Origin of the sequence: Streptomyces cyaneochromogenes (genome assembly GCF_003963535.1) — a bacterium.
GTDB lineage: Bacteria > Actinomycetota > Actinomycetes > Streptomycetales > Streptomycetaceae > Streptomyces > Streptomyces shaanxiensis.
Window position 1 is genome coordinate 1,391,536 of record NZ_CP034539.1, and the last position, 21,538, is coordinate 1,413,073.

General features: G+C 70.1%; 16 protein-coding genes and 1 pseudogene. 4 read left to right on the plus strand and 13 right to left on the minus strand.

Features of this window, described 5'->3' with window-relative positions:
• Window positions 1-40: 40 nt before the first annotated feature.
• From EJ357_RS05990 to EJ357_RS06035, 10 genes are all read right to left on the minus strand, one after another.
• On the minus strand, window positions 41-715 hold the full coding sequence (locus EJ357_RS05990) for a CoA transferase subunit B (RefSeq protein ID WP_323377855.1): 675 nt from the start codon (window positions 713-715) through the stop codon (window positions 41-43).
• Window positions 712-1,467 carry a CoA transferase subunit A gene (locus tag EJ357_RS05995; RefSeq protein ID WP_126389328.1) on the minus strand — a complete coding sequence of 252 codons (756 nt, stop codon included), beginning with the start codon at window positions 1,465-1,467 and terminating at the stop codon, window positions 712-714. The genes EJ357_RS05990 and EJ357_RS05995 overlap by 4 nt, the downstream gene beginning before the upstream one ends.
• Before the next feature lie 11 nt (window positions 1,468-1,478).
• Window positions 1,479-2,249 carry an SDR family NAD(P)-dependent oxidoreductase gene (locus EJ357_RS06000; protein WP_126389330.1) on the minus strand — a complete coding sequence of 257 codons (771 nt, stop codon included), beginning with the start codon at window positions 2,247-2,249 and terminating at the stop codon, window positions 1,479-1,481.
• Window positions 2,246-2,998, minus strand: coding sequence for an SDR family NAD(P)-dependent oxidoreductase (locus EJ357_RS06005; protein ID WP_126389332.1), 753 nt, complete (start codon window positions 2,996-2,998; stop codon window positions 2,246-2,248). The genes EJ357_RS06000 and EJ357_RS06005 overlap by 4 nt, the downstream gene beginning before the upstream one ends.
• On the minus strand, window positions 2,995-3,966 hold the full coding sequence (locus EJ357_RS06010) for a fumarylacetoacetate hydrolase family protein (RefSeq protein ID WP_126389335.1): 972 nt from the start codon (window positions 3,964-3,966) through the stop codon (window positions 2,995-2,997). The genes EJ357_RS06005 and EJ357_RS06010 overlap by 4 nt, the downstream gene beginning before the upstream one ends.
• Before the next feature lie 105 nt (window positions 3,967-4,071).
• Window positions 4,072-5,010 carry a VOC family protein gene (locus EJ357_RS06015; protein WP_126389337.1) on the minus strand — a complete coding sequence of 313 codons (939 nt, stop codon included), beginning with the start codon at window positions 5,008-5,010 and terminating at the stop codon, window positions 4,072-4,074.
• 27 nt (window positions 5,011-5,037) lie between these two features.
• Window positions 5,038-6,114, minus strand: a complete 1,077-nt coding sequence (locus EJ357_RS06020; RefSeq protein ID WP_126389339.1) for an amidohydrolase family protein — start codon at window positions 6,112-6,114, stop codon at window positions 5,038-5,040.
• Window positions 6,111-7,241: an FAD-dependent oxidoreductase gene (locus EJ357_RS06025; RefSeq protein WP_126389341.1), complete on the minus strand. Its 1,131-nt coding sequence runs from the start codon at window positions 7,239-7,241 to the stop codon at window positions 6,111-6,113. Before EJ357_RS06025 ends, EJ357_RS06020 begins: the two co-directional genes overlap by 4 nt.
• 23 nt (window positions 7,242-7,264) lie before the next feature.
• Window positions 7,265-8,236 carry a cyclase family protein gene (locus EJ357_RS06030; protein ID WP_126389343.1) on the minus strand — a complete coding sequence of 324 codons (972 nt, stop codon included), beginning with the start codon at window positions 8,234-8,236 and terminating at the stop codon, window positions 7,265-7,267.
• The gene (locus tag EJ357_RS06035; protein WP_175647319.1) at window positions 8,233-9,231 is read right to left on the minus strand and encodes a fumarylacetoacetate hydrolase family protein; all 999 of its coding nucleotides are present in this window, start codon (window positions 9,229-9,231) and stop codon (window positions 8,233-8,235) included. The genes EJ357_RS06030 and EJ357_RS06035 overlap by 4 nt, the downstream gene beginning before the upstream one ends.
• Window positions 9,232-9,358: 127 nt before the next feature.
• On the opposite strand from EJ357_RS06035, the gene EJ357_RS06040 reads away from it, so the two are divergent.
• Together EJ357_RS06040 and EJ357_RS06045 are read left to right on the plus strand one after the other, a co-directional pair.
• Window positions 9,359-10,300: a LysR family transcriptional regulator gene (locus EJ357_RS06040; protein WP_126389347.1), complete on the plus strand. Its 942-nt coding sequence runs from the start codon at window positions 9,359-9,361 to the stop codon at window positions 10,298-10,300.
• A 291-nt stretch (window positions 10,301-10,591) separates the two neighbouring features.
• On the plus strand, window positions 10,592-11,887 hold the full coding sequence (locus EJ357_RS06045; RefSeq protein ID WP_126389349.1) for an MFS transporter: 1,296 nt from the start codon (window positions 10,592-10,594) through the stop codon (window positions 11,885-11,887).
• A 70-nt stretch (window positions 11,888-11,957) separates the two neighbouring features.
• Here the strand turns inward: EJ357_RS06045 and EJ357_RS50970 are convergent.
• The 3 genes and pseudogenes from EJ357_RS50970 to EJ357_RS06065 form a co-directional block, all read right to left on the minus strand.
• Window positions 11,958-12,098 (minus strand): annotated as a pseudogene (locus tag EJ357_RS50970) (transposase); the annotation flags it as partial.
• 266 nt (window positions 12,099-12,364) lie between these two features.
• Window positions 12,365-13,810 carry a family 43 glycosylhydrolase gene (locus EJ357_RS06055; RefSeq protein WP_126389351.1) on the minus strand — a complete coding sequence of 482 codons (1,446 nt, stop codon included), beginning with the start codon at window positions 13,808-13,810 and terminating at the stop codon, window positions 12,365-12,367.
• A 465-nt stretch (window positions 13,811-14,275) separates the two neighbouring features.
• Window positions 14,276-17,083: a DNRLRE domain-containing protein gene (locus EJ357_RS06065; RefSeq protein ID WP_126389353.1), complete on the minus strand. Its 2,808-nt coding sequence runs from the start codon at window positions 17,081-17,083 to the stop codon at window positions 14,276-14,278.
• Window positions 17,084-17,430: 347 nt separating this feature from the next.
• On the opposite strand from EJ357_RS06065, the gene EJ357_RS06070 reads away from it, so the two are divergent.
• On the plus strand, window positions 17,431-18,426 hold the full coding sequence (locus EJ357_RS06070) for a LacI family DNA-binding transcriptional regulator (protein ID WP_267132879.1): 996 nt from the start codon (window positions 17,431-17,433) through the stop codon (window positions 18,424-18,426).
• A 114-nt stretch (window positions 18,427-18,540) separates the two neighbouring features.
• Complete coding sequence (locus EJ357_RS06075; protein WP_126389357.1) at window positions 18,541-21,528, plus strand: glycoside hydrolase family 2 TIM barrel-domain containing protein; 2,988 nt, start codon at window positions 18,541-18,543, stop codon at window positions 21,526-21,528.
• The last annotated feature ends 10 nt before the right edge of the window (window positions 21,529-21,538 follow it).

Sequence of the window (21,538 nt, forward strand, 5' to 3'; positions counted from 1 at the left end):
CGCTGCCCGAACCTGCGAGCGGGGTCGTGGACGACCGCGTTCAGCAGGCAGCGGTGACGGCGGCGGTCCGCAGGGGCGCGGCCGTCTTCGCGGTGATCTCGTCGAGGGTGATGCCGGTTGCGGTCTCGACGACGGTGAGGCCGTCGGGTGTGACGTCGAGGACGCCTAGGTCGGTGATGACGCGGTGGACGCACCGTTCGCCGGTCAGCGGCAGGGTGCACTCGGTCAGGATCTTCGGGCTGCCGTCCTTGGCGGTGTGCTCCATCAGGACGATGACCCGGCGGGCGCCGTGGACCAGGTCCATCGCCCCGCCCATGCCCTTGACCATCTTTCCGGGGATCATCCAGTTGGCCAGGTCACCGCGTTCCGACACCTGCATGGCGCCCAGCACCGCGGTGTCTATGTGACCGCCGCGGATCATGCCGAAGGACAGGGCCGAGTCGAAGAAGGAGGCCCCCGGCAGGACGGTGACGGTCTCCTTGCCCGCGTTGATGAGATCCGGGTCGACCTCGTCGGCGGTCGGATAACGGCCGGTGCCGAGGATGCCGTTCTCGGAGTGCAGCACCACATGCACGCCGGGCGGGAGGTGGCCGGGGACGAGTGTGGGCAGGCCGATGCCGAGGTTGACGTAGGAGCCGTCCGTGAGTTCGGCGGCGGCGCGGGCGGCCATCTGGTCGCGGGTCCAGCCTCGGGGCGTGTCCATCGTCGCGCTCATGCTCGTACCGTCCTCTTCTCGATCTGTTTGTCAGCGGCCTGAGCGGGGGTGAGCTTTACGATCCGCTGGACGAAGACGCCGGGGAGGTGGACGGCGTTGGGGCTCAGCTCGCCCGGTTCCACGAGCTCTTCGACCTCGGCGATCGTGATCCGGCCGGCCATCGCCGCGAGCGGGTTGAAGTTGGCCGCGGCGCGGCGGAAGACCAGGTTGCCGTGTCGGTCCCCCCGCCAGGCCCGGACGAGGGCGAAGTCGGTGGTGACGGCGTGCTCCAGGACGTGCAGTCGGCCGTGGAAGTCGCGTGTCTCCTTGGGCGGGGAGGCCACGGCGACCGAACCGTCCGCCGCGTACCTCCACGGCAGACCTCCGTTCGCGACCTGGGTGCCCACACCGGCCGGGGTGTAGAACGCGGGGATGCCCGCGCCGCCGGCGCGCAGTCGTTCGGCCAGGGTGCCCTGCGGCACCAGTTCCACCTCCAGCTCGCCCGACAGGTACTGGCGGGCGAACTCCTTGTTCTCGCCGACGTAACTGCCCGTCACGCGGGCGATCCGGCCGGCGGCGAGCAGCACGCCCAGCCCGCGGCCGTCCACGCCGCAGTTGTTCGACACGACCCGCAAGCCGGTGGTGCCCTGCTCGTGCAGGGCCCTGATCACCACTTCGGGGATGCCGCTGAGGCCGAAGCCGCCGACGGCCAGCGACGCGCCGTCGGGAATGTCGGCGACCGCCTCGTCGGCGTCCGCGCTGACCTTGTTCACTGAGCGACCTTTCAGCCGGGGAGTACGGATGACCAGCCGCCGTCGACGACGAGGTTGGCGCCGGTGATGTACGAGGCCTCGTCGGAGGCGAGGAAGACGGCGGCGCCCACGACCTCGTCGGGGAGGCCGACGCGGCCGAGGGGGATGTGGCGGGCGATGGTGCGCATGGGGTGATCGGCGGCGAGCAGGTCACCGCGCGAGCCCTCGGTGTCGACCATCCCGGGGCTGACGCAGTTGGCCCGGATGCCGTGCGGGGCGCCTTCGGCGGCGAGTTGGCGGGTCAGGGCGATCACGGCGCCCTTGGAGGCGGAGTGCGCCGTGCGCTGGTTGGTCAGCGAGCCGGTCAGTCCGGCCGTTGAGCCGACGGTGAGGACGCAGCCGCGGCTGCGCACCAGGTGCGGCCAGGCGACGTGCGCGGCCAGCCACACCGAGTCCAGCTCCGCGCGCAGGGTGAAGGTGAAGTCCTCGTACGGCTGGGTGTCCACGGCTCCGAAACGGACGGCGCCGGCGTTGGCGTAGAGGATGTCGATCCCGCCGAAGGCGTCCACGGCCTCCTGCACCCACGCGCGGACGGAGGCCTCGTCCGTGACGTCCAGCGGGCCGGGAGTCAGGGCCGTGCCGCCCGCCTCCCCCACGAGCCGCTGGGTCTCCAGCGCCGCCTCGTGCAGCAGGTCTCCGCCGACGACGAGCGCACCCTCGGCCGCGAAGCGCAGCGCCGCCGCCCGGCCCTGGCCACGGGCGGTGCCCGAGATCAGGGCCACCTTGCCTTCGAGGCGTCTCATGACGCCTCCGGGCGCAATGCGTCGGCGATGGACTTCACGCCGCCGTGCGCGGTGAGTCCGCCGTCGACCGGGATCTCGGCGCCGGTGATGAAGGAAGACTCGTCGGACAGGAGGAAGACCACGAGCGGGCTGATCTCGTCCACCGTGCCGGTGCGGCCGAGAGGGGTCTCCCGGATGTTCGCCTCGCGGAAGGCGGGGGCGGCGGAGGCGGTCATCTCGGTCTCGATGAATCCGGGGTGGATCGTGTTGACGCGGATGCCGCGCGGGCCGAGCTCCGTGGCGGCGGTCTTCGACAGGCCGCGCAGTGCCCACTTGCTGGTCGTGTACGCGACCGGGTAGTGGCCGCTGAGCGCGGCGGTGGAACCGACGTTGACGACGGACGAGCCGGGCGGCATCAGCGGCGTCAGGTGCTGGATGGCAAGGAGCGGGCCGGTGACGTTGACGGCGTGGACTCGGGCGAAGTCGTCGGGGGTCACTTCGTCGAGGCGGGCACGCCAGGTGATGCCCGCGTTGTTGACCAGGCCGTGCACCTGGCCGTACGACTCCCGCAGTTCGGCGGCCAGCTCCGCCCAGTGCTCCTGGTCGGTGACGTCGAGGCGGCGGCAGCCGGGGGCCTCGGTCACGTCGGTGGCGATGACGCGGGCGCCCTCGCGGGTCAGGGCCGCGGCCTCGGCGGCGCCCTGGCCGCGCGCGGCGCCGGTGACGACGACGACCTTGCCGAGGAGTCTCTTGGGGTGCAGGTCGCTCACGGCCGTTCCCGGGTGCGGCGGCGGGCGGTCGGCAGGGGCTGCGGATCCTTGCCCGCAACCACGGTGTTGGAGACGGTGCCGATGCCCTCCACGGTGAGGGTGACGGTGTCACCCGGCTTCAGCGGGGGCGGGGACTGCTCGCCCCGGACGCCCCACAACTCGGCGAGGCAGCCGCCGTTTCCGCAGGTGCCGGAGCCGAGCACGTCGCCGGGGCGGACGACGGTGCCGCGTGAGGCGTAGGCGACCATCTCCTCGAAGGTCCAGCTCATGTTGGACAGCAGGTCCTTGCCGACGACCTCGCCGTTCACCGAGGCGGTCAGCGGCAGGCGCAGAAAGCCGTCGGCGTCGCGGTACGGCTGCAGTTCGTCGGCGGTGACCAGGTACGGGCCAAGGGTGGCGGCCGTGTCCTTGCCCTTGCACGGGCCGAGGCGGACCTGCATCTCGCGGGACTGCAGATCACGGGCCGACCAGTCGTTGAAGACCGTGTAGCCGATGATGTGGTCCCGTGCCTGTTCCGGCGTCAGGTCCCGCCCTTCCCGGCCGATGACGGCGGCGACCTCCAGCTCGAAGTCGAGGACTTCGCTGCCCGGCGGCACCGGGACGTCGTCGTGGGCGCCGATGACGGCGTACGGGTTGGTGAAGTAGAACGTCGGGGCGTCGTACCAGGCTTCGGGCACCCCGCCGACGCCGTCCACGGACCGCCGTACCCCTTCGACGTGCTCCTCAAAGGTGACGAAGTCCCGCATGGTGGGCGGCTCAAGCGGCGGCAGCAGCCGCACCTCGGACACGTGGGGGCCCGGCGGGACGTCCAGCGTGGCGGCACCGGCGCGCAGGAGCGCGTCGAGTCCGTCGCCGCGGCTGATCAGCTCCGTGAGCGAGCGCGCCCCGGGAACCGGGTGGAGGGTGCCGTCCTCCTCCACGACGGCGATCCGGCGCTGGTGTCGGTGTTCATATGTGGCGAAACGCATGCACGGCTCCAGGCTCCGGCGGTCATCGACAGCGGTGGGAACCGGGGACGCGGCAAGGGCGTCAGGGCGGTGACAGGGCCACCGCGTCCCCGGGGTTCGAGAGGGTCAGACCGGCGGGGCTACGAACACACCGCGGTCGACGTCGTTGAACGACTCCTTGGCGATCAGCTCGTTCATGGGGTTCGCCGTGCCCCACTGGTCGGTGACCTCGGGCTGGGAGAAGTCGTAGACGTGGGGGTGCCAGGTGTCCTCGTCCAGCAGCTCCAACTCCGTCGTGTACTCGACGGTGTTGCCGTGCGGGTCCAGGAAGTACGTGAAGGTGTTGTCGCCCGCCATGTGCCGGCCCGGCCCCCAGACCTTCTTGAAGCCGGCGCGGATCACGCGGCCGGAGCCGCGCATGTACTCGTCGATGCCGCGCATCTCGAAGGAGACGTGGTGCAGGGAGGTGTGCGGGCCCTTGGCGATGGCCATGGAGTGGTGCTGGTTGGAGATCCGCATGAAGTGCATGACGTCGCCCATGTGCGGTGAGCTGAGCGTGTCGGAGTGGCGGAAGCCGAGGTGGGTCTCGTACCACTCGCGGGTCCTGTCCAGGTCCGGCGAGTTCAGCACGACGTGCGACAGCTTGACCGGGATCGACTCCTTCTCCTCGATCTTGCGGTGCTGCCGTACGTCCACATCGGCGGACACTTCGATGGTGCGGCCGTCGACGTCGAAGAAGCGGAAGCCGTAGCCGCCGCCGGGTGTGTCGATCTTGCCCGGCTGGGAGATCAACTGCACGCCGCCCGCGAGGAGTTGCTGGGCGAGGGTGTCCACGTCCGCCGCGCACCCGGCGCCGTAGGAGACGAGGTCGAGGCGCTTCTCCTCGGCCTTGCGCAGCCGCACCACGTACTGCTCGGGGCTGCCCTCGGCAGCGAGGAAGGAGATCCCGGAGTCCTCGGCGACCTTGGTCAGGCCCCAGACGCCGGCGTAGAAGTCGAGCTGCTTGTCGTAGTCGGGCACGGCGAGGTCGACGTGCCGCAGATGGGTGAGCAGGCGTGCGCTCATGGTGGGTTTTCCTCCTGTGGGGGGGGGTCAGGTGAGGCGCAGCAGTGTTGTCGCGTTGGCGCCGCGCACCGCGTGGAAGTGGTCGTCGGGCAGGCGTGCGGCGCGCAGTGCGCCGACGGGGTCCTCGGTGCCCATGTCGAAGGGGAAGTCGGAGCCGAGCAGCACCCGGTCCGCGCCGGCCGCGCCGATCAGTGCCCGCAGTACCTGCGGGTCGTGGACCAGGGAGTCGAAGTACAGGCGCTTGAGGTAGCTGCTGGGCAGGTGGGCGCAGCCCGCTCCCGCGTCGGAACGGGCCGACCAGGCGTGGTCGGAGCGGCCGATGTGGGTGGGCAGATAGCCGCCCCCGTGCGCGGCGATGACCTTCAGCTCCGGGTGCCGGTCCAGCACCCCGGAGAAGATCAGGTGCGAGAGCGCGACGGCGTTCTCGGCTGGCTGGCCGACGGTGTTGGACAGGTACCACTGGTCGAGGCGCTCGTCGAGCGTGCAGCCGAAGGGGTGCAGGAAGAGGATCGCGCCCGTTTCCTCGGCCCGGGTCCAGAAGGGTTCGTACGCGGGGTCGGACAGCTCACGGCCCTGTGCGTGCGAGGAGATCTCGACGCCCAACAGGCCCATGCCCACGGCGAGTTCGAGCGCGCGCACCGCCGATTCCGGGTGCTGCAGGGGGACGAGGCCCAGACCGTGCAGTCGGCCGGGCGCCTGGGCGCAGTGGGCGGCCGTCGCCTCATTGGCCAGGCGGTACACCTTCTCCGCCGTCTCCTCGTCCGCCCAGTAGTGGTAGTGCGAGGGTGACGGGCTGACCAGCTGGACGTCCACACCCTGCGCGTCCATCGCGGCCAGTCGTACGGCGACGTCCGTCAGCCTCGGGATGCGCTCGGCGACCATGGGGCCGCTGACGGCCAGGGCCGCGGACCCGTTGCGGCGGGCGTCGAGGGCCCTGGCCTCCGCCAGGCCCGGCAGGCCGGCCACCAGGGCCTCGACCTCGGGGATCAGGACGTGCGCGTGGACGTCGACAGTCGGGGAAGTGTGCGCGCCCTTGCTCGACGAGGGGCGGGGGTCGGGCTGGGAGCGGTTCCCAGCGGCAGCCGGGGGCGGGTGGGCCGTCACGGCAGTTCCTTGAGGGCGGTCATGGTGCGGCCGATCAGTCCGGGCACATCCGCGTCGTGCACCTGGTCCAGCTGCCACTGGCAGAGCTGGACGGACGCCTCGACGACGGTCCGGACGCGCGGGACGCGTCGGTCGTAGTACGCCTGGAAGAGGGCGTCGTCCCATTCGCGCCCGCTCGTGAGCAGTTCCGTCAGGACGGAGGCGTCCTCCAAGGACATCGCCGCGCCCTGGGCGAAGGTGGGCGGGCAGCAGTGAGCGGCGTCCCCGACAAGGACGACCCGGCCGCGGTGCCAGGAGCCCTCGACCAGATGCCGGTCGAACCACGTGTAGTTGACGTTCGCCGGGTCCGTGATGTGCTTGGTGATCTCGGGCCAGGCACCGCCGTACTGCTCGGCCAGCCGGCGCATCTCGTCCGCGTAGGTGGCCGGGTCGATGGAGTTGCGGTCCCGGTTGGCCTCGACGACGTAGGCGTACAGGGTGTTCTCGCCGGTGGGGGTGTAGCCCGCGATGTAGGCGGGGCCACCGAAGGTGAGGTCCGAGCGGGTGACGCTCTCGGGGCGCGGGGCGGGGGCGCGCCAGATGGCCATGCCGACGGGCTCGGGACGGTCGCTGATGCCGATCGCGGCGCGGGTCGCGGAGTTCAGGCCGTCGGCGGCGATCACCAGGTCGTAGCGGCCCTCGGTGCCGTCGCTGAACCGGACGGAGACACCGTCGGCGTCCTGCTCCAGGGTCTCGGCGGTGGTGCCCAGGCGTACGGTGGCACCTGTCGCGCGGACGGCGTCGATGAGAATCTGCTGAAGTTGCGGCCGCCGCATGCCGAGGGTGGCGGGCAGGTCGTCACCGCCGGACTTGATGTCCTCCTTGACGAACAGCAGGGTGCCGTCGGGGGCGGTCACCCCCAGCGAGCCGTAGGCGAACCCCGATGCTTCCACCTGCTCCCACACGCCCAGCTCGCGCAGGACACGCAGGGCGTTGCCCTGGAGGGTGATGCCGGAGCCGGTGGTGGCGTTCCAGTCGGGTCTGGCCTCGATCAGGTCGACGTCGATGCCGGCCCGGCGCAGCAGGATGGTGATGGCGTTGCCGGAGGCGCCGCCGCCTATGACGAGGACCGTGCGGGGTGTGGTCATGGGGAACTCCCTTGTTCCGCTGCTTACTTGACGGCAATCGGATTGACGGGGGAGCCGACGGCTCCGGTGATGGGCAGGGGCGCGGCGGTGAGCCAGAACTCGTACACGCCGTCTCGGGCGCAGTCGTCCGCGAGAGCGTCGGGGTCCCACATCTCGCCGATCAGCAGGCCCATGTTGGGGATGACGACCTGGTGCAGCGGCTGGAAGGCGCCGTCGAACTCGTTCGGCCGGACCTCGAAGCCCCAGGTGTCGGTGGCGATGGCGGCGATCTCGCTCGTGTGCAGCCAGCCGGCGGTGGTGAAGGACAGACCGGGAGAGTCTCCGCCCGCGTAGTCGCCCCAGCCCTCGCGGCGGGCGCGCGTCAGCCGCCCGGTCCGGACGACGACGATGTCCCCGCGGCTGACGGCCACGCCGTGCGCCTCGGCCGTCGCGGTCAGGTGTTCCTCGGTGATCGCGAAACCGTCCGGCAGTTCGCCGCGTTCGTCGCCGATCACCCGGCCGACGTCGAGGAGGACTCCGCGCCCGGCGACGTGGGGCGCCATGTGCTCGATGCCGGTGACCAGGTCGCCGTCGGAGGTGACGACCTTCTCGGCCGCCCGCCCGTTCCAGGCGTTGCCGTGGTCGAAGATGTGCCCGAGCCCGTCCCACTGGGTGGAGCACTGCAGCGGCATCGCGATCACGTCGTCGGCGCCGCCGATGCCGTGCGGGAAGCCCTGGTTGCCGAGGGCCGCGTCCGTGCCCGTGTCCAGCATGGTGTGGACGGGGTTGGTGCGGCGGCGCCAGCCCTTCTGCGGCCCGTTCATGTCGAACCGCTGCGACAGCGAGAAACTCACGCCCCGGCGGACCAGGGCCGCACCCTCGCGGCGCTTGGCCTCATCGAGGAAGTTCAGCGTGCCGAGTACGTCGTCCTCGCCCCAACGCCCCCAGTTGGAACACCGCTTGGCGGCCTCGGCGATCGCGCCCTCGGCGTCTGTGGGGTCGAGCGGTGTCCTCACGACGCGGTCCCCTCGGCGACGCAGCGGGTGCGCTGCGCGCCCAGACCCGTGATGGAGCCCTCCATGAGATCGCCGTCGCGCAGCAGCCGTCCCCAGTGCATGCCGTTTCCGGCCGGGCTGCCGGTGAGCACCAGGTCGCCGGGCAGGAGCCGGGAGGTCTGGGAGATGTACGACACCAGCCGCGCGATGCCGAAGAGCATGTCCTTGGTGGACTCGTCCTGCATGGTCTCGCCGTTCAGCTTCAGCGTGACCCGCAGGTCACCCGGGTCGGCGATCGACTCGGCGGGCACGATCCACGGGCCGAGCGGGGTGAAGCCCGGAGCGTTCTTGCAGCGCAGCCAGTCGGTGCCGATGGCCTTCATGTCGCGGCGGAAGACGGTGGCGCGGTCGGTGAGGTCGTTGGCGATGGTGTAGCCGGCCACGTACTCCAGGGCCTCCTCTACCGTCACCCGGTAGGCGGGCTTGGCGATGACGGCCGCCAACTCCAGCTCCCAGTCCGGCTGTTCGGCCCACTCCGGGAGTACGACGTCGTCGAAGGGGCCGGTGATCGCGCTCGGCAGGCCGATGAACACGTACGGCAGGTCCTCGGCCGCCCGCCGGTCCATGACCGCGGCGATCTCCGCGCGCGCCTCCTCCACGGTGCGGGGGTCGTCGGGGGCGCGGTGGGCGACGTCCAGGTCGATCACGTGCTGCCGGTAGTTGGCGCCGGACTGGAAGAGCTGGCGGGGCTCGACCGGCGCGTGCGCCCTCAGGTGCTCCAACGGTCGCCAGTCGGCCGTCTCGTCGGCCGCGAGCTCGTGCAGGCGAGGGAGCATCTCGTCCCAGCGGTCGAAGATCTCCCGGGCCGTCAGGCCCGGTTCTCCGAGGGCCGTACGAAGATCCAGCACGTGCCCCCCGGGGATCACGAGACCGGGGAAAGGCGCCTGGTCAGAGGCGGAGAGAACGCCAAGGGCGAAGGGTCCGGAGAAGGACGGGAAAGCGGCTGCGGGTTTCACGGGTATGTCCTCCAGATTGCGGTGGCACCAATGTGGCCCTCACCGAGTAATCTGGGAAATCGATTCTTTAGATGTTGATCATCTGTGGTGCAAATGCCGCCGCAAGCGGCCTCGCTCTGGAGGCGTCGTGTCCCTCTCCGGCCTCGATCTCAATCTCGTCCTGTCCCTGCGGGCGCTGCTGGAGGAGCGCAACGTCACCCGCGCCGGGCAGCGCGTCGGGCTCAGTCAGCCGGCGATGAGCGCGGCCCTGGCCCGTCTGCGCCGCCACTTCGACGACGAGCTGCTCTCGCGCGTCGGCAAGCAGTACGAACTGACCGCCCTCGGCCGCGCTCTGCTGGACCGCACCTCGACCGCCTGCGACCTGCTGGAACGGGTCTTCAGCAGCAGGGCCGACTTCGCCCCGGACAGCGAGGAGCACGAGTTCACCCTGCTCACCTCCGACTACGCCCTCGCCGTGTTCGGCGCCGAGCTCGCCCGGACCGTGCACGCCGAGGCCCCGGGGGTACGGCTGCGCTTCCAGCGGACGCCCATCGACGTCACGGAGGACACGGCACCGCTGCTCAGCACGGCCGACGGGCTGCTGATGCCGCACGGTGTCATCGGCGGATTCCCCGCCGTGGAGCTGTTCACCGACCGCTGGGCCTTCCTGGTCGCCGAGACGAACGACGAGGTCGGCGACCAGCTGACCATGGAGAACCTGGCACGGCTGCCCTGGGTCATCTACCAGCGCGCCTACGACGCTCCGGCCGCCCGGCAGCTGAGCATGCTCGGCGTCGATCCCCGCGTGGAGATCTCCGTCGACAGCTTCCAGTCGCTGCCCTTCCTGGTCGCCGGCACCCGCCGGATCGCCCTGGTGCAGCAGCGCCTGGCCGAGCTGCTGCGCGGCGTGGCCGCCGTACGCCTCATGGAACCTCCCTACGGGGCGGTCCCTCTCCAGGAGGCACTGTGGTGGCACCCGGTGCACACCCATGACGCGGCCCACATCTGGCTGCGCGAGACCGCGGCCCGCGTGGGAGCGGAGCTGGCCGCTTCCGAGCCCGGCCGTATCGCCACGGTCGCACCGAGATAGCGGGCTCCTACAGGTGCCTGGCATCCAGACCCCGGATGATCCACATCTTCGATATCGATCGGATGAGGGCTAGGCAGGACCTGCCCGTTGGCCCATAGTCGTCTCAACCCGGCGCCGGAGCCGCACCATCACCCGCTGGCCGGGACCGCGCAGGCGCCCGGCGCGTCTGCCCGCCGCGACGCCCGGCAGTCATCGGCACGCCGCTCCGAACCTGCCACGGATACCGGGCGGCCCGACCACGACGGCCGCACCATCCCGTTCCCCTCCCGACCCGCCACGTGGAGTTCCCGCATGCCCGCATCCGTGCCCCCGCTCCCGTCCCCGACGCCGACAGCCGTCGAGGACACGCCGACCGAGCAGGCTGTGTCCGGCCCCGGCCACCGGCTTCGCCTCACGCTGCTGATGGCTGGAAGCTGCCTGCCCATCCTGGGCGCCGTACTCATCGCCCCCGTCCTGCCGCAGATGCAAGCCCACTTCGCCGACGTGCCGGGCGTCGACGCGCTCGTCCCCATGGCCCTGACCATCCCCGCCCTCTCCCTGGCGCTGCTGGCCCCCTTCGCCGGCGTCATCGTCGACCGGCTCGGACGCAAACGCCTGCTCGTCGTCTCGACCGTGCTGTACGCGATCCTCGGCACCGCCCCCCTGTGGCTGGACTCCCTCGGCGCCATCGTCGCCAGCCGCGCCCTCGTCGGTGTCGCCGAAGCCGCCATCATGACCTGCAGCACCACGCTGATCGGCGACTACTACTCCGGCCGGCAACGCGACCGCTATCTCGCGATGCAGACGATGTGCGCCGCGATCTCCGCGACGGCCTTCTTCGTACTGGGCGGCGCGGCCGGATCGGCCGGCTGGCGCGCACCGTTCTGGGCCTACGCCGTGAGCCTGCTGCTCGCCCCCGCCATGGCCGCCTTCCTGTCCCGGCCCCGACCAGCCGACCGCGCGAACGACCCCTCCCCCACCGCCTCGGGACCGACGGAGCAGGCGGCCAAGCGGCCCTTCCCCTGGCGTCCGCTGGCCGGCACCTGCGCGCTGACCCTCTTCGGCGCCGTCCTCTTCTACACCGTCCAGGTGGAGATGGCGTTCCTCCTGAACGACATGGGCGTGACCAACCCCGGCGTGATCGGACTGGCCACAGCCGGCTCCAGTGCCGCGGTCGTGATCGGCGCCGTCGTCTTCGCCAAGGCCGGCCGCAGCCCGCAAGCCTGGCTGCCCACCGCCTTCGGCCTGTCCGCCCTCGGCTTCGCGGTGATCTGGCTCGCCCCCGACCCCGTCGTACTGACCGTCGGCGCGGTGATCAACTGCCTCGGCAGCGGCATCATGCTGCCGAGCCTGCTCACCCTCGCCATGTCCAAGCTCCACTACGCCGACCGCGGCCGCGGCACCGGCCTGTGGACGGGCTTCTTCTTCCTCGGCCAGTTCATCTGCCCGCTCGTGGTTCTCGCGCTCACCTCCGCCGTCGGCACCCTGGCGAACGCCCTGGGCGTACTCGCCCTCGCCGGGGCCGTGGCCACCGCCGCACTCGGCCTCGCCGCCCGGCGCCGCCGGACGGGAGCCACCCCGGAACCGATCCGGCACATGGCGGGCTGACCTGACGCGGCTCCGATCCACCACGAACACCCGTCGAGACCGGCATCGCGGACATCCCCGCGATGCCGATCCCCACCCGTTCCACCGGAGGAAACAGGTCCAGGTCGCCGGCCTGCGTGGTCAGCAGACGTTCGCGGTGGCCGTTGCGCCACGCCGTGCGCGTCCCGGAGTGCTCGCGCGGCGCGGCCCCGATCACCTCGGTGGCCTCGGCCAGAGACTTGCGCGATGGCCTGCCCTTGTTCAGGGAGCATGCACCGCCAGCGGATGCACGCCCCAGGCAGACACCCGCGCGTTCCTGGACGCTGCCCGGCCAGGGTCTGTTGCGAAAGGGGCACCGCTTCATGACGGTGAGCCACCCGCGCGCCGCCCTGAGGTGACGCGCCGATGGCTCACTGATCACTCCGCTCCTCGCGTTGCCCGGTCGCCCGGCCCGGTTCCTGTCCCTCGCGGAAACCCGATCACGGCGACCGGCCGGTCCTACTCCTTGTAGAAGGTGGCGTCCTGCCGGCCGACCGTGGTGGTCACCGGCTGGGTGTAGAGCAGGTTGTTGTAGTGCCGGATGTAGCGGCCGGGGAAGTTGAACGACTCGTACGACACGGCCGCAGGGTCGGCGAGACCGGCCCGCTCGTGGAACGAGGCGTCGTTGTCGAACAGGGTGGTGCCGTCGTCCTTCTCCACCCACACCTCGTTGAACTTGGGGCGCAGGTAGTAGCCGGGGAAGTTGGCCGATTCGAGGGAGACGGTGCCGTTGCCGGCCAGGCCGGGGACGACGCGGAACTGCGAGTCGGCGAGGTTGGTGACGTTGGCCTCGGTCCTGGCGCGGAACTCCCAGTGCCGGATGAATCTGTCCGGGTAGTTGTAGGAGGAGAAGCGGACGGGGGTGACACCGTCGGCGACGGGGATGCCGAAGTTGGGTGTGCCGTCGGCGTTCCAGTAGATCTTCTGGTAGCGGGTGCGGCGGTTGGGGTCCTTGAGCGCGTCGCCGACGATGTCCTTGTAGTTGCGGTCGTGGTAGACGAGGATGTCCGACTTGCCGTCCTCGGAGACCGTGAAGGAGTTGTGGCCGGGGCCGTACTGGCCGGTCTTGTCGTTGCTCTTGAAGACCGGCGTGGGAGTCTTGCTCCAGGAGGCCGGGTTCATGAGGTCGGCGGTGGCGTCGGCGGTCAGCAGGCCGAGGCAGTAGTTGGCGTTGGTGGCGCTGGCCGAGTAGGTCATGAAGACCTTGCCGTTCTTCTCGAGGACGGCCGGGCCCTCGTTGACAGTGGCGTTGACCTTCTCCCAGGCGTACTCGGGCCTGGAGATCATCACCGGGCTGCCGCTGATGGTCCAGGGGTTGGACATCTTCGCCAGGTACAGGTTGGTGCCGTTGCCGACCGCCGGATCGTGCTGCGCCCAGCTGAGGTAGCGGGTGCCGTTGTGGGTGAAGGTGGTGGCGTCCAGCGAGAAGGTGTCCAGGGGCAGGCTGATCCTGCCCTTCTCGGTCCAGGTGCCGGTGATCGGGTTGGCGGCGCTGGTCTCCAGGACGTACGGGCGGATCCGCCAGATGTCGTTGGACCAGCCGGCGGTGAAGTAGATGTACCACTTGCCGTCGATGAAGTGGATCTCCGGGGCCCAGATGTGGGCGCCCATCTCACCGGTGGCGTGCTTGGTCCAGATCGTGGTCTCCGGGGCCGTGGCCAGGCCCTGGAGGGTGGTCGCCCGGCGCATGACGATCCTGTCGTACGCGGGGACCGTGGCGGTGAAGTAGTAGAAGCCGTCGGTGTGCTTGAAGATGTGCGGGTCGGCGCGCTGCTCGGCTATCGGGTTGGTGAAGGTGACGGCGGGGGACGCGGGGGCGGCGGCCTGGGCGGGGGTGGTCACGGTGGTGAGCACGGCGAGCACGGCCGCCGCGGCCACCAGAACCCGTCTGGCGAGATGTCTCATGTTCTGTTGCGGCCCTTCGGGATCAGACGGTCGTGGGGACGCCGCCACTGCCGACAGTTGGTGCTGAGCCAGCTCCAACGGCGTACGTCGGTACCGTCGGCGTGCCGTGGTTGGCAACGTCCATGACGTTGCCGGTGGAGGCGTTGACGATGCGGGCGTGGTCGCCGCCGAGGTGGACCACGCCGAATCGCGTTCGACATTGCGAACAATGTGCGGAACTGCGGACGCAACGTAAAGGCGGCCCAGGGACGCCGTCAATGGGTCGAACGAAACCGATATCCCGAACGCCGCCGACCACCCGAACAACCACTGTCGGACACACGGGAAGCCCAGGCCACGCGCCGCGGCGAACCGTGCGCATTGTCAGCCCGGACCCGGTCCGGGCGCTTGCGCGGCCTGCCGTCGACGGCAGAACCGGACGGCTGAGGCCGGCCCGCCCCGTGGGGACGGACCGGCCTCGAGTGTCTACGGGGTCACGGTCACCCCGGGCGCCATCTCGGCGGTCCCGTTGGTCAGCTTCCCGGAGCCGGTGGCGCCTTCCGAGCTGACGAAGCGCAGCTCGTGGTTGGTGCCCCCCGCGTTGCCGACGGCGAGCAGGAGCGTGGACTGGTTGGCTGCGTAGGCGTTCTGGACGAAGGAGGTGATGTCGACGGTGATGTCGCGGCCGTCGATGGCGTTGCCCTGGTGGGTCCCGCCGCCCTCGGGGACGATGGTCGAACCGAGCGTGAAGGTGGCCGACTTCGCGACGGAGGAGGTCGTGGCGGTGAAGCTCGGCCGGTTCTGCCAGGTCATCGTGTTGACCGGGCAGGACGTGCCGCCGCCAGTGCAGGTGGTGTCGCTGACGGGTTGCACGAGGAGCTGGTCGGTGTCAGTCGACGGGACCGACGAATAGCGGTGGCCGACGTAGGTGAGATGAAGTGTCGCCTGGGTCGGTGCCTTGGTGAGGCTGCTGAGGGGGAACTGGATGTAGGAGAGCTTTCCGTCCCCGGATCCTGTGGTGTACTGCTCGCCCATCAGGCCGACCCCGGTGTTGCGGGTGATGAGGGTCAGGTCAGAGGAGCTGTTCTTGGTCTGGTCGCCGGTCCACGCACCCACCCAGGTGTCACCGTTGGTGGGGGCGCCGGCCTTGACGTTCTGGGTCTGGCCGTTCGCGTCCGTGTAGGTGCTGGTCAGCGTGGAGACCCCGCTCGTCGTCAGCGGGAACTGGCCGGTGTATCTGACGAGTTGGCCCCCAACGCGAAGGTTCTTCAACGTCGCGTTCGTGACGCCGGTGATCGAACTGCTGCTCGTGCTCTGCTTCGAGAACCACACGTTGTCGAGTGTGAGTGTGCCGATCGGAACCCTGGTGTACGTGTACGCGGTGCCCGACCCGTCGGGGTTGGGGGCGTACCCGTAGGTCGCCTGCTGCTCGGCGGTGATGGTCTGGATGGATCCGTTGCCGCCGTTGATCCCGACCGGTCCCTTGGTGAAGCGGGAGTTGTCGATCGAGCTGTTCTTCACCACGATGCTCTGGAAGCGCGCGTACGGGTTGGGGCTGTTGTGCGTGAAGATGCCGCCGGCCGACGGCGACACGGAGTTGAAGTTGTCGAACGTGTAGTTGGTGAGCCGGTGTCCGTACGCGTGCCATCCGATGCGGATCGCGTTGCCGGCAGCGACGGACCAGTTCAGCGTGTTGCTGACCGAGATGTTCTTCGTGTCCGCGGTGTCCCAGTGGTAGTTGTCGAACCCGAGCTCGTCCACGAGGGTGTCGTGGGCGCCCACCGCGTTGACATAGCCCTGGACGTCCGGGGTGGACGTGCCGAGCTGGAAGTTGTTCCACACGCCGGAGGCCAGCGGGGTGAAGCCGTCGCTGGGGTTGTAGTGGCCGGAGGCGAACGCGTCGTCGTTGCCGAGGGTGAAGACGCCGTTGGCGGTGATGTCCTGGCCGCTCGCGAAGTCCGTCCCGTCGACCCACGGCTGGCGGTACGGGGTGAGGGCCTTGATGTTGTTGAACGTCACCCTGCTGGCGGTGTGGGTCTCGTAGTTCCACTGCTTCGCGTCGCGCACGTAGGTGTCGTTGAACGTGATGTCCGACGAGTGCATGACCATGACGCCGCCCTGGTGCTGGCTGCGGTAGGCGTCGTGCAGGTCACCGCTGCTGCGGGCGTTGTAGTTCGCCACGCCGTTGCCGTCGAAGACGCCGCGGCCGGAGATTTCGATGTTGCTCGAGTTGATGATCCCGACCGCCGGCTCGAACGCCTCCATGTACGCCTGGACCCGGTTCTTCAGCAGGGCCCCTTCGTCGGTGTAGATCCTCAGCTTGCCGCCCTTGAGCTTGCTGCCGTCCAGACCGTTGACCAGGAGACCGGACCACACGTACGTGCCGTTCGGGAAGTAGAGCGTGTTGAGCGCCGTGGGGTTGGCTTTGATGGTGTCGATGGCGGCTTGCAGGGCGTACGTGACGTCATTGGCGGCCATCGTCCGCACGTTCGGGTACCGCACGTTGACGCTGCTCGCGCTCACCAGGCTCCCGGCCGAGGTTTTCTGACCGGCGGGGACGGCGGTGCCGTTGACGGTCTTGCCGGCCATGGAGCTCGTCGTCGCGGCGGGAGCCTTCTGAGCCGCGCTGTTCGGGTTCTGCGCGAGGTACTTCGCGGCGAACTGCTGGAAGTTGAGGACACCGGTCTGCAGGTTGACGCCGGAACCGTCCGGTGCGCTCGTGGTGTTCGGGCGCCGCGCCGGGTCTTCCAGAGGGTCGTTGATGACCGCCAGGTAGGGCTGTCCCGTGGCGTTGGTCGAGTCCCCGTTGACCATCACGATCGCCTGGTTCAACCCGGCGTCGGCTGACATCCGGAACGTCAGGGTGTGCTTGTCCGCGCTCACCGAGACGCTGCCGGACGGGTAGTAGCGCGCCGGATAGATGTTCACCGTGTCGATCGTGGTGCTGGGCAGCGTGACCGTGATCATCGGTGTCCGGGAGTCCGACGCGAAGCGCGCGATGTCGAAGTTGTGGCCGTTCTGCGTGTACTTGACAGCCTGGACGGGCGTGCCGGCGACTTGCACCTGGTACTTGGTGGACGCCACGTCCGGAGACGTCGTCGTACCGCCTCCCACTCCCGTCGGTGCGTACGTGTGGACAGTGGTCGCGGCGTGTGCGGGGACGGTGCCGCTGAACATGAGGCTCGCCGCCGCCATGGTGGCGCCGGCAACGGCCGCGATGAGGCGTTTCACGCGCGATCTGCGTCGCGCCGGGGCGGGGTTCGGGTCGGCGTCGCCGCCGGCCGGTCTGATCATGCCTGTCTCTCCTCCGGACGAGACCTTTCCAGGTCTGTTCAGGCGCTCACCGCCTGCTGGAGACGGGGCGGAGCATTCGCGAGGGGCCAGGGTGACAACAGCACCACGTTGACCGATCCATGGGATCTGGCGTGGCGGGGACGTTACTGCCGTATTTCCTGAGCCGTCAATGCTCCGCGCACGTCAAGTCGCTAAAACAATCATGACCTGCGCCTAGTGCCCTCACCGTGCTCCGTAACGGCTGAAGCACTGCCATGGCGCACAGTCTTGCCCTGCCGCGTGAGCCGTCCTACAGTGACGCCACTTTCGTGGATCGATAAATGTTTCGGGGAGACTACGTGGTGACAATGGCGGACGTGGCCGCGAGGGCGGGCGTCACCAAACAGACCGTCTCCAACGTGGTCTCGGGCAAGAAGGTACGGCCGGAGACCCTGGCGAAGGTGAACAAGGCGATCGCCGAACTCGGCTACAAGCCCAACCTGGTGGCGCGCTCGCTGCGCACCGGCAGCACGTCGACGGTGGGGCTGTTCGTGCCGTCGGTGGCCAACGCGTTCTATTCGGAGGTGGTCGAGGAGGTGGAGAACCTCCTGGTCGGCCACGGATACAACCTGCTGCTCGCCACGACGCGCAACGACCCCGACTACACCCGGGCCCACCTGGAGAACCTCACCGCACGCTCGGTGGACGCACTGCTGGTCGCCGGGGACAACGGCGTCGAACAGCAGCTGCCGATGCTCGCCGAGGCCAACTTCCCGGTCGCGCTGTTCGCCTGGGAGGGCGACCCGCCGACCACACTGCCGGTGGTGTCCATCGACTACCAGCACGCAGGCTTTCTGGCCGGGTGCCACCTGCGGGACCTCGGCCACCGGAACGTCGCGGTGATCGCCGACCTCCCCGCGCACACGCCGCGCGTCGAGGGGCTGCGCCGGGCGTTCGCCCCCGACGAGCTGGACGACCGCAAGGTGTTCGCCTGCACCACCGACGACGCCGCCGGCGGTTTCGCCGCGGCCTGCGCGGCACTGGAGGCGGATCCGGAGCTGACGGCGATCTTCGCCACCCACGACGTCCTGGCCGTCGGTGCCATAGAAGCGGTGGTCCGGTCCGGGCGGCGGGTCCCCGACGACGTCAGCGTCGTCGGCTTCGACGACATCGCCCAGGTCGGGCGGATCCGACCGGCACTGACCACGGTCACCTTCCCCAAACGCGAGATGGCCCAGCAGGCCGTCGAACTCCTGCTACGAGCCGTCGACTCCGGCCGGCCGCCGACCAACGTCGTATCGCTGCTGCGCCCGACCCTGACCATCCGGGACAGCAGCGGCCCCCCGCCCGGGGCGACCGCTTAGCGCCTGGTACCGCCTGACCTGACCTGCCACGGCACACCCCATGAGCCGCCGGCGCAGTCCTTCCCAGCCGTTTCCCGCCACCACGGGGCATTTCGAGAGGAAACACCTTTGCTGATGAACGGCCTCGACCCCAACGCCTACGTCGAAGACCGGTCGCCGGGCACCGGACGGCTGCGGCCGCGCGCCGCGTTCGCCTCCGACCTGCCCACGATCGCGCTCGACGGCGACTGGAGATTCCGGCTGGCGTCGGGGCTGGACGACCTCACCGGGGACTTCGCCGCGCCGGACTTCGACGACACCGCCTGGGACCTGCTCGCCGTGCCGTCCTGCTGGCAGATGACCGGCCTGCCCGGCGAGCCGCGCTACGGTGCCCCGGCCTACACCAACATCCTGTACCCGTTCCCGGTCGACCCGCCGCGGGTGCCCCGGCAGAACCCGACCGGCGAGTACCGCCGCGAGTTCGACGTTCCGGACGGGTTCCCGGCATCGGCTGCGGTGCTCCGGTTCGAGGGCGTCGACTCCGCGTTCGCGGTGTGGCTCAACGGGATCCGGCTCGGCGACGGCAAGGGCAGCCGCCTGACCACCGAGTTCGACGTCTCCACCGCGCTGCGGCCCGGCCGGAACGTGCTCGCGGTCCGTGTGCACCAGTGGTCGTCCGGCAGCTACCTGGAAGACCAGGACATGTGGTGGCTGTCCGGGATCTTCCGGTCGGTGTCCGTGGCAGCCCGCGGTGTCGAGGACTTCTTCGTCCACACCGCCTGCGACCACACGACGGGGCAGGGCACCCTGGCCGTCGACGTCACCGCCCCCACCCGGGTGTCCCTGTCGGTGCCCGAGCTCGGCATATCCGACGCTGATCCGGCCGGCCCGCACCTGATCGACGGCATCGAGCCTTGGTCGGACGAGCAGCCGCGTCTGTACACGGGGGAACTGGTCTCCGAAGCCGGGGAGCGGATACCGCTGCGCATCGGCTTCCGCTCCGTGGCCGTCGTGGACGGCGTCCTGACCGTGAACGGCAGGCCGATCTCCCTGCGGGGCGTCAACCGCCACGAATGGCATCCGCTGACGGGGCGGACCCTGACCGGGGACACCATGGTGGCCGACGTGCTGCTCATGAAGCGGCACAACATCAACGCGGTGCGCACCAGCCACTACCCACCCGACCACCGTTTCCTGGACCTGTGCGACGAGCACGGCCTGTGGGTGTTCTGCGAGGGCGACCTCGAGACGCACGGCTTCGAACCCGGCGGCTGGCTCCGCAATCCCAGCGACGACCCCGCGTGGCGCGAGGCCTACCTGGACCGGACCGCGCGGTTGGTGGAGCGCGACAAGAACCACCCCTCGGTCATCGTCTGGTCGCTGGGCAACGAGTCCGGCACCGGAGCCAACCTGGCCGCCGCGGCCGCGTGGATCCGGCAGCGCGACGACAGCCGCCTGATCCACTACGAGGGCGACTTCGCGAGCTGCGCGTACGTCGACCTGTACTCCCGCATGTACATCGGTGTGGACGAACTGTCCGCCGTGGGACGCGGCCAGGAGGCACCGACGGCCAATCCGGCCGACGACGCACACCGCCGCGCCCTGCCGGCCGTGCTGTGCGAGTACGGACACGCCATGGGCACCGGACCCGGCGGGCTGTCCGAGTACCAGCAGGTCATCGAGGCACATCCGCGCCTGGCCGGTGGATTCGTCTGGGAGTGGATCGACCAGGGGATCGCCCGGCTCACCGGGCAGGAGGACCCCCACCAGGATGCCCCCCACGCGTTCTACGCCTACGGCGGCGACTTCGGCGAGGAGGTCCACGACGGCAATTTCGTCGCCGACGGACTGCTCTTCCCCGACCGCACACCGTCGCCGGGCCTGGTCGAGTACAAGAAGGTCATCGAACCGGTCCGGATCCACATCGACCCGGCGGCACGGCAGATCAGCGTGCACAACCTGCACCATGTCCACGACACCGGCTACCTGGACTTCCAGTGGACCGTCGAGGACGGCGGCGAGCTGGCCGGCTCCGGCCGCCTGACCGTGCCGGCGACCGCTCCGGGCACGACGACAAGCGTCGAATGGCCCGCCGATGTCACCGCCGCGCTCGATGCGGCGCGCAAGAACGACTCCGGCCACGAGGTGTGGCTGACCGTGACCGCGGTGCTCGCCGCCGACGAGACCTGGGCCGCGGCCGGTCACGAGATCGCCTGGGCCCAGGGGCTGGTCGTGGCTCCGGCCGCCCCGCCCGTCCCCTCCACGCCGGCGCCGGCGCCGGCGATCGCCCATGACGGGTACATCGCACTGGGGCCCACGCGGTTCGATGCCCGCACCGGGGTGCTGATACAGCTCGGCGACCTGGAGCTCGACGGTCCGAGGCTGGACATCTGGCGGGCCCCGATCGACAACGACCTGCTCAGCGCCTTCGGCGAGCCGCAGATCGGCGCTTGGCTCGCCGCCGGACTGAACCGGATGCGCCACGATGTCCTGGGTGTCGAGCCCGACGCGTCGGGACTCACGGTCACCGCCCGGCTGGCCGCCGCCGGGTCCTCCTCCGCGCTCGGCCTGGTCTATCGCTGGACGGCCTGCGAGGGACCGGACGCGGGCCAGGCCCGGCTCCGGCTGGAATGCGCCGTCACCCCTGACGGCGCATGGTCGGTGCCGCTGCCCCGGCTGGGGATCGCGATGTCGCTGCCCGGCACCGACGCCGAGGTCGAGTGGTTCGGCCTCGGTCCCGGCGAGGCGTACCGCGACTCCCGTACCGCCGCTCGCGTCGGCCGCCACCGGTCGACTGTCGCGGCGATGCAGACCCCCTATGTCCGCCCGCAGGAGAACGGCAACCGCCACCAAGTCCGCCGCACCCGGATCACCACCGCGGACGGCCCCCTGCTCATCACGGGCGACCCGGTCATCGACCTGACCGTGCGTCCCTGGAGCACCGCGGCCCTGGCCGCCGCGGCCCACCAGCACGACCTGGTCGGCGACGGCCGACTCCATCTCCACCTCGACCACGCGCACCACGGCCTCGGCAGCACGGCCTGCGGCCCGGGCCCGTCGGCATCGGACGTCCTGGCCGCGGTCCCGACGGTGTTCAGCGTGGAGTTCAGCACCAGTCGGTAGGCGGGCCTGG

Excerpts from the sequence above, each read along its gene's own strand:
- EJ357_RS06000 (WP_126389330.1), bottom strand. The coding sequence starts at position 2,249 with ATGAGACGCCTCGAAGGCAAGGTGGCCCTGATCTCGGGCACCGCCCGT.
- EJ357_RS06055 (WP_126389351.1), bottom strand. The coding sequence starts at position 13,810 with ATGAGACATCTCGCCAGACGGGTTCTGGTGGCCGCGGCGGCCGTGCTC.
- EJ357_RS06015 (WP_126389337.1), bottom strand. The coding sequence starts at position 5,010 with ATGAGCGCACGCCTGCTCACCCATCTGCGGCACGTCGACCTCGCCGTG.
- EJ357_RS06065 (WP_126389353.1), bottom strand. The coding sequence starts at position 17,083 with ATGATCAGACCGGCCGGCGGCGACGCCGACCCGAACCCCGCCCCGGCG.
- EJ357_RS06025 (WP_126389341.1), bottom strand. The coding sequence starts at position 7,241 with ATGACCACACCCCGCACGGTCCTCGTCATAGGCGGCGGCGCCTCCGGC.
- EJ357_RS06075 (WP_126389357.1), top strand. The coding sequence starts at position 18,541 with ATGAACGGCCTCGACCCCAACGCCTACGTCGAAGACCGGTCGCCGGGC.
- EJ357_RS06010 (WP_126389335.1), bottom strand. The coding sequence starts at position 3,966 with ATGCGTTTCGCCACATATGAACACCGACACCAGCGCCGGATCGCCGTC.
- EJ357_RS06070 (WP_267132879.1), top strand. The coding sequence starts at position 17,431 with ATGGCGGACGTGGCCGCGAGGGCGGGCGTCACCAAACAGACCGTCTCC.
- EJ357_RS06045 (WP_126389349.1), top strand. The coding sequence starts at position 10,592 with ATGCCCGCATCCGTGCCCCCGCTCCCGTCCCCGACGCCGACAGCCGTC.
- EJ357_RS05990 (WP_323377855.1), bottom strand. The coding sequence starts at position 715 with ATGAGCGCGACGATGGACACGCCCCGAGGCTGGACCCGCGACCAGATG.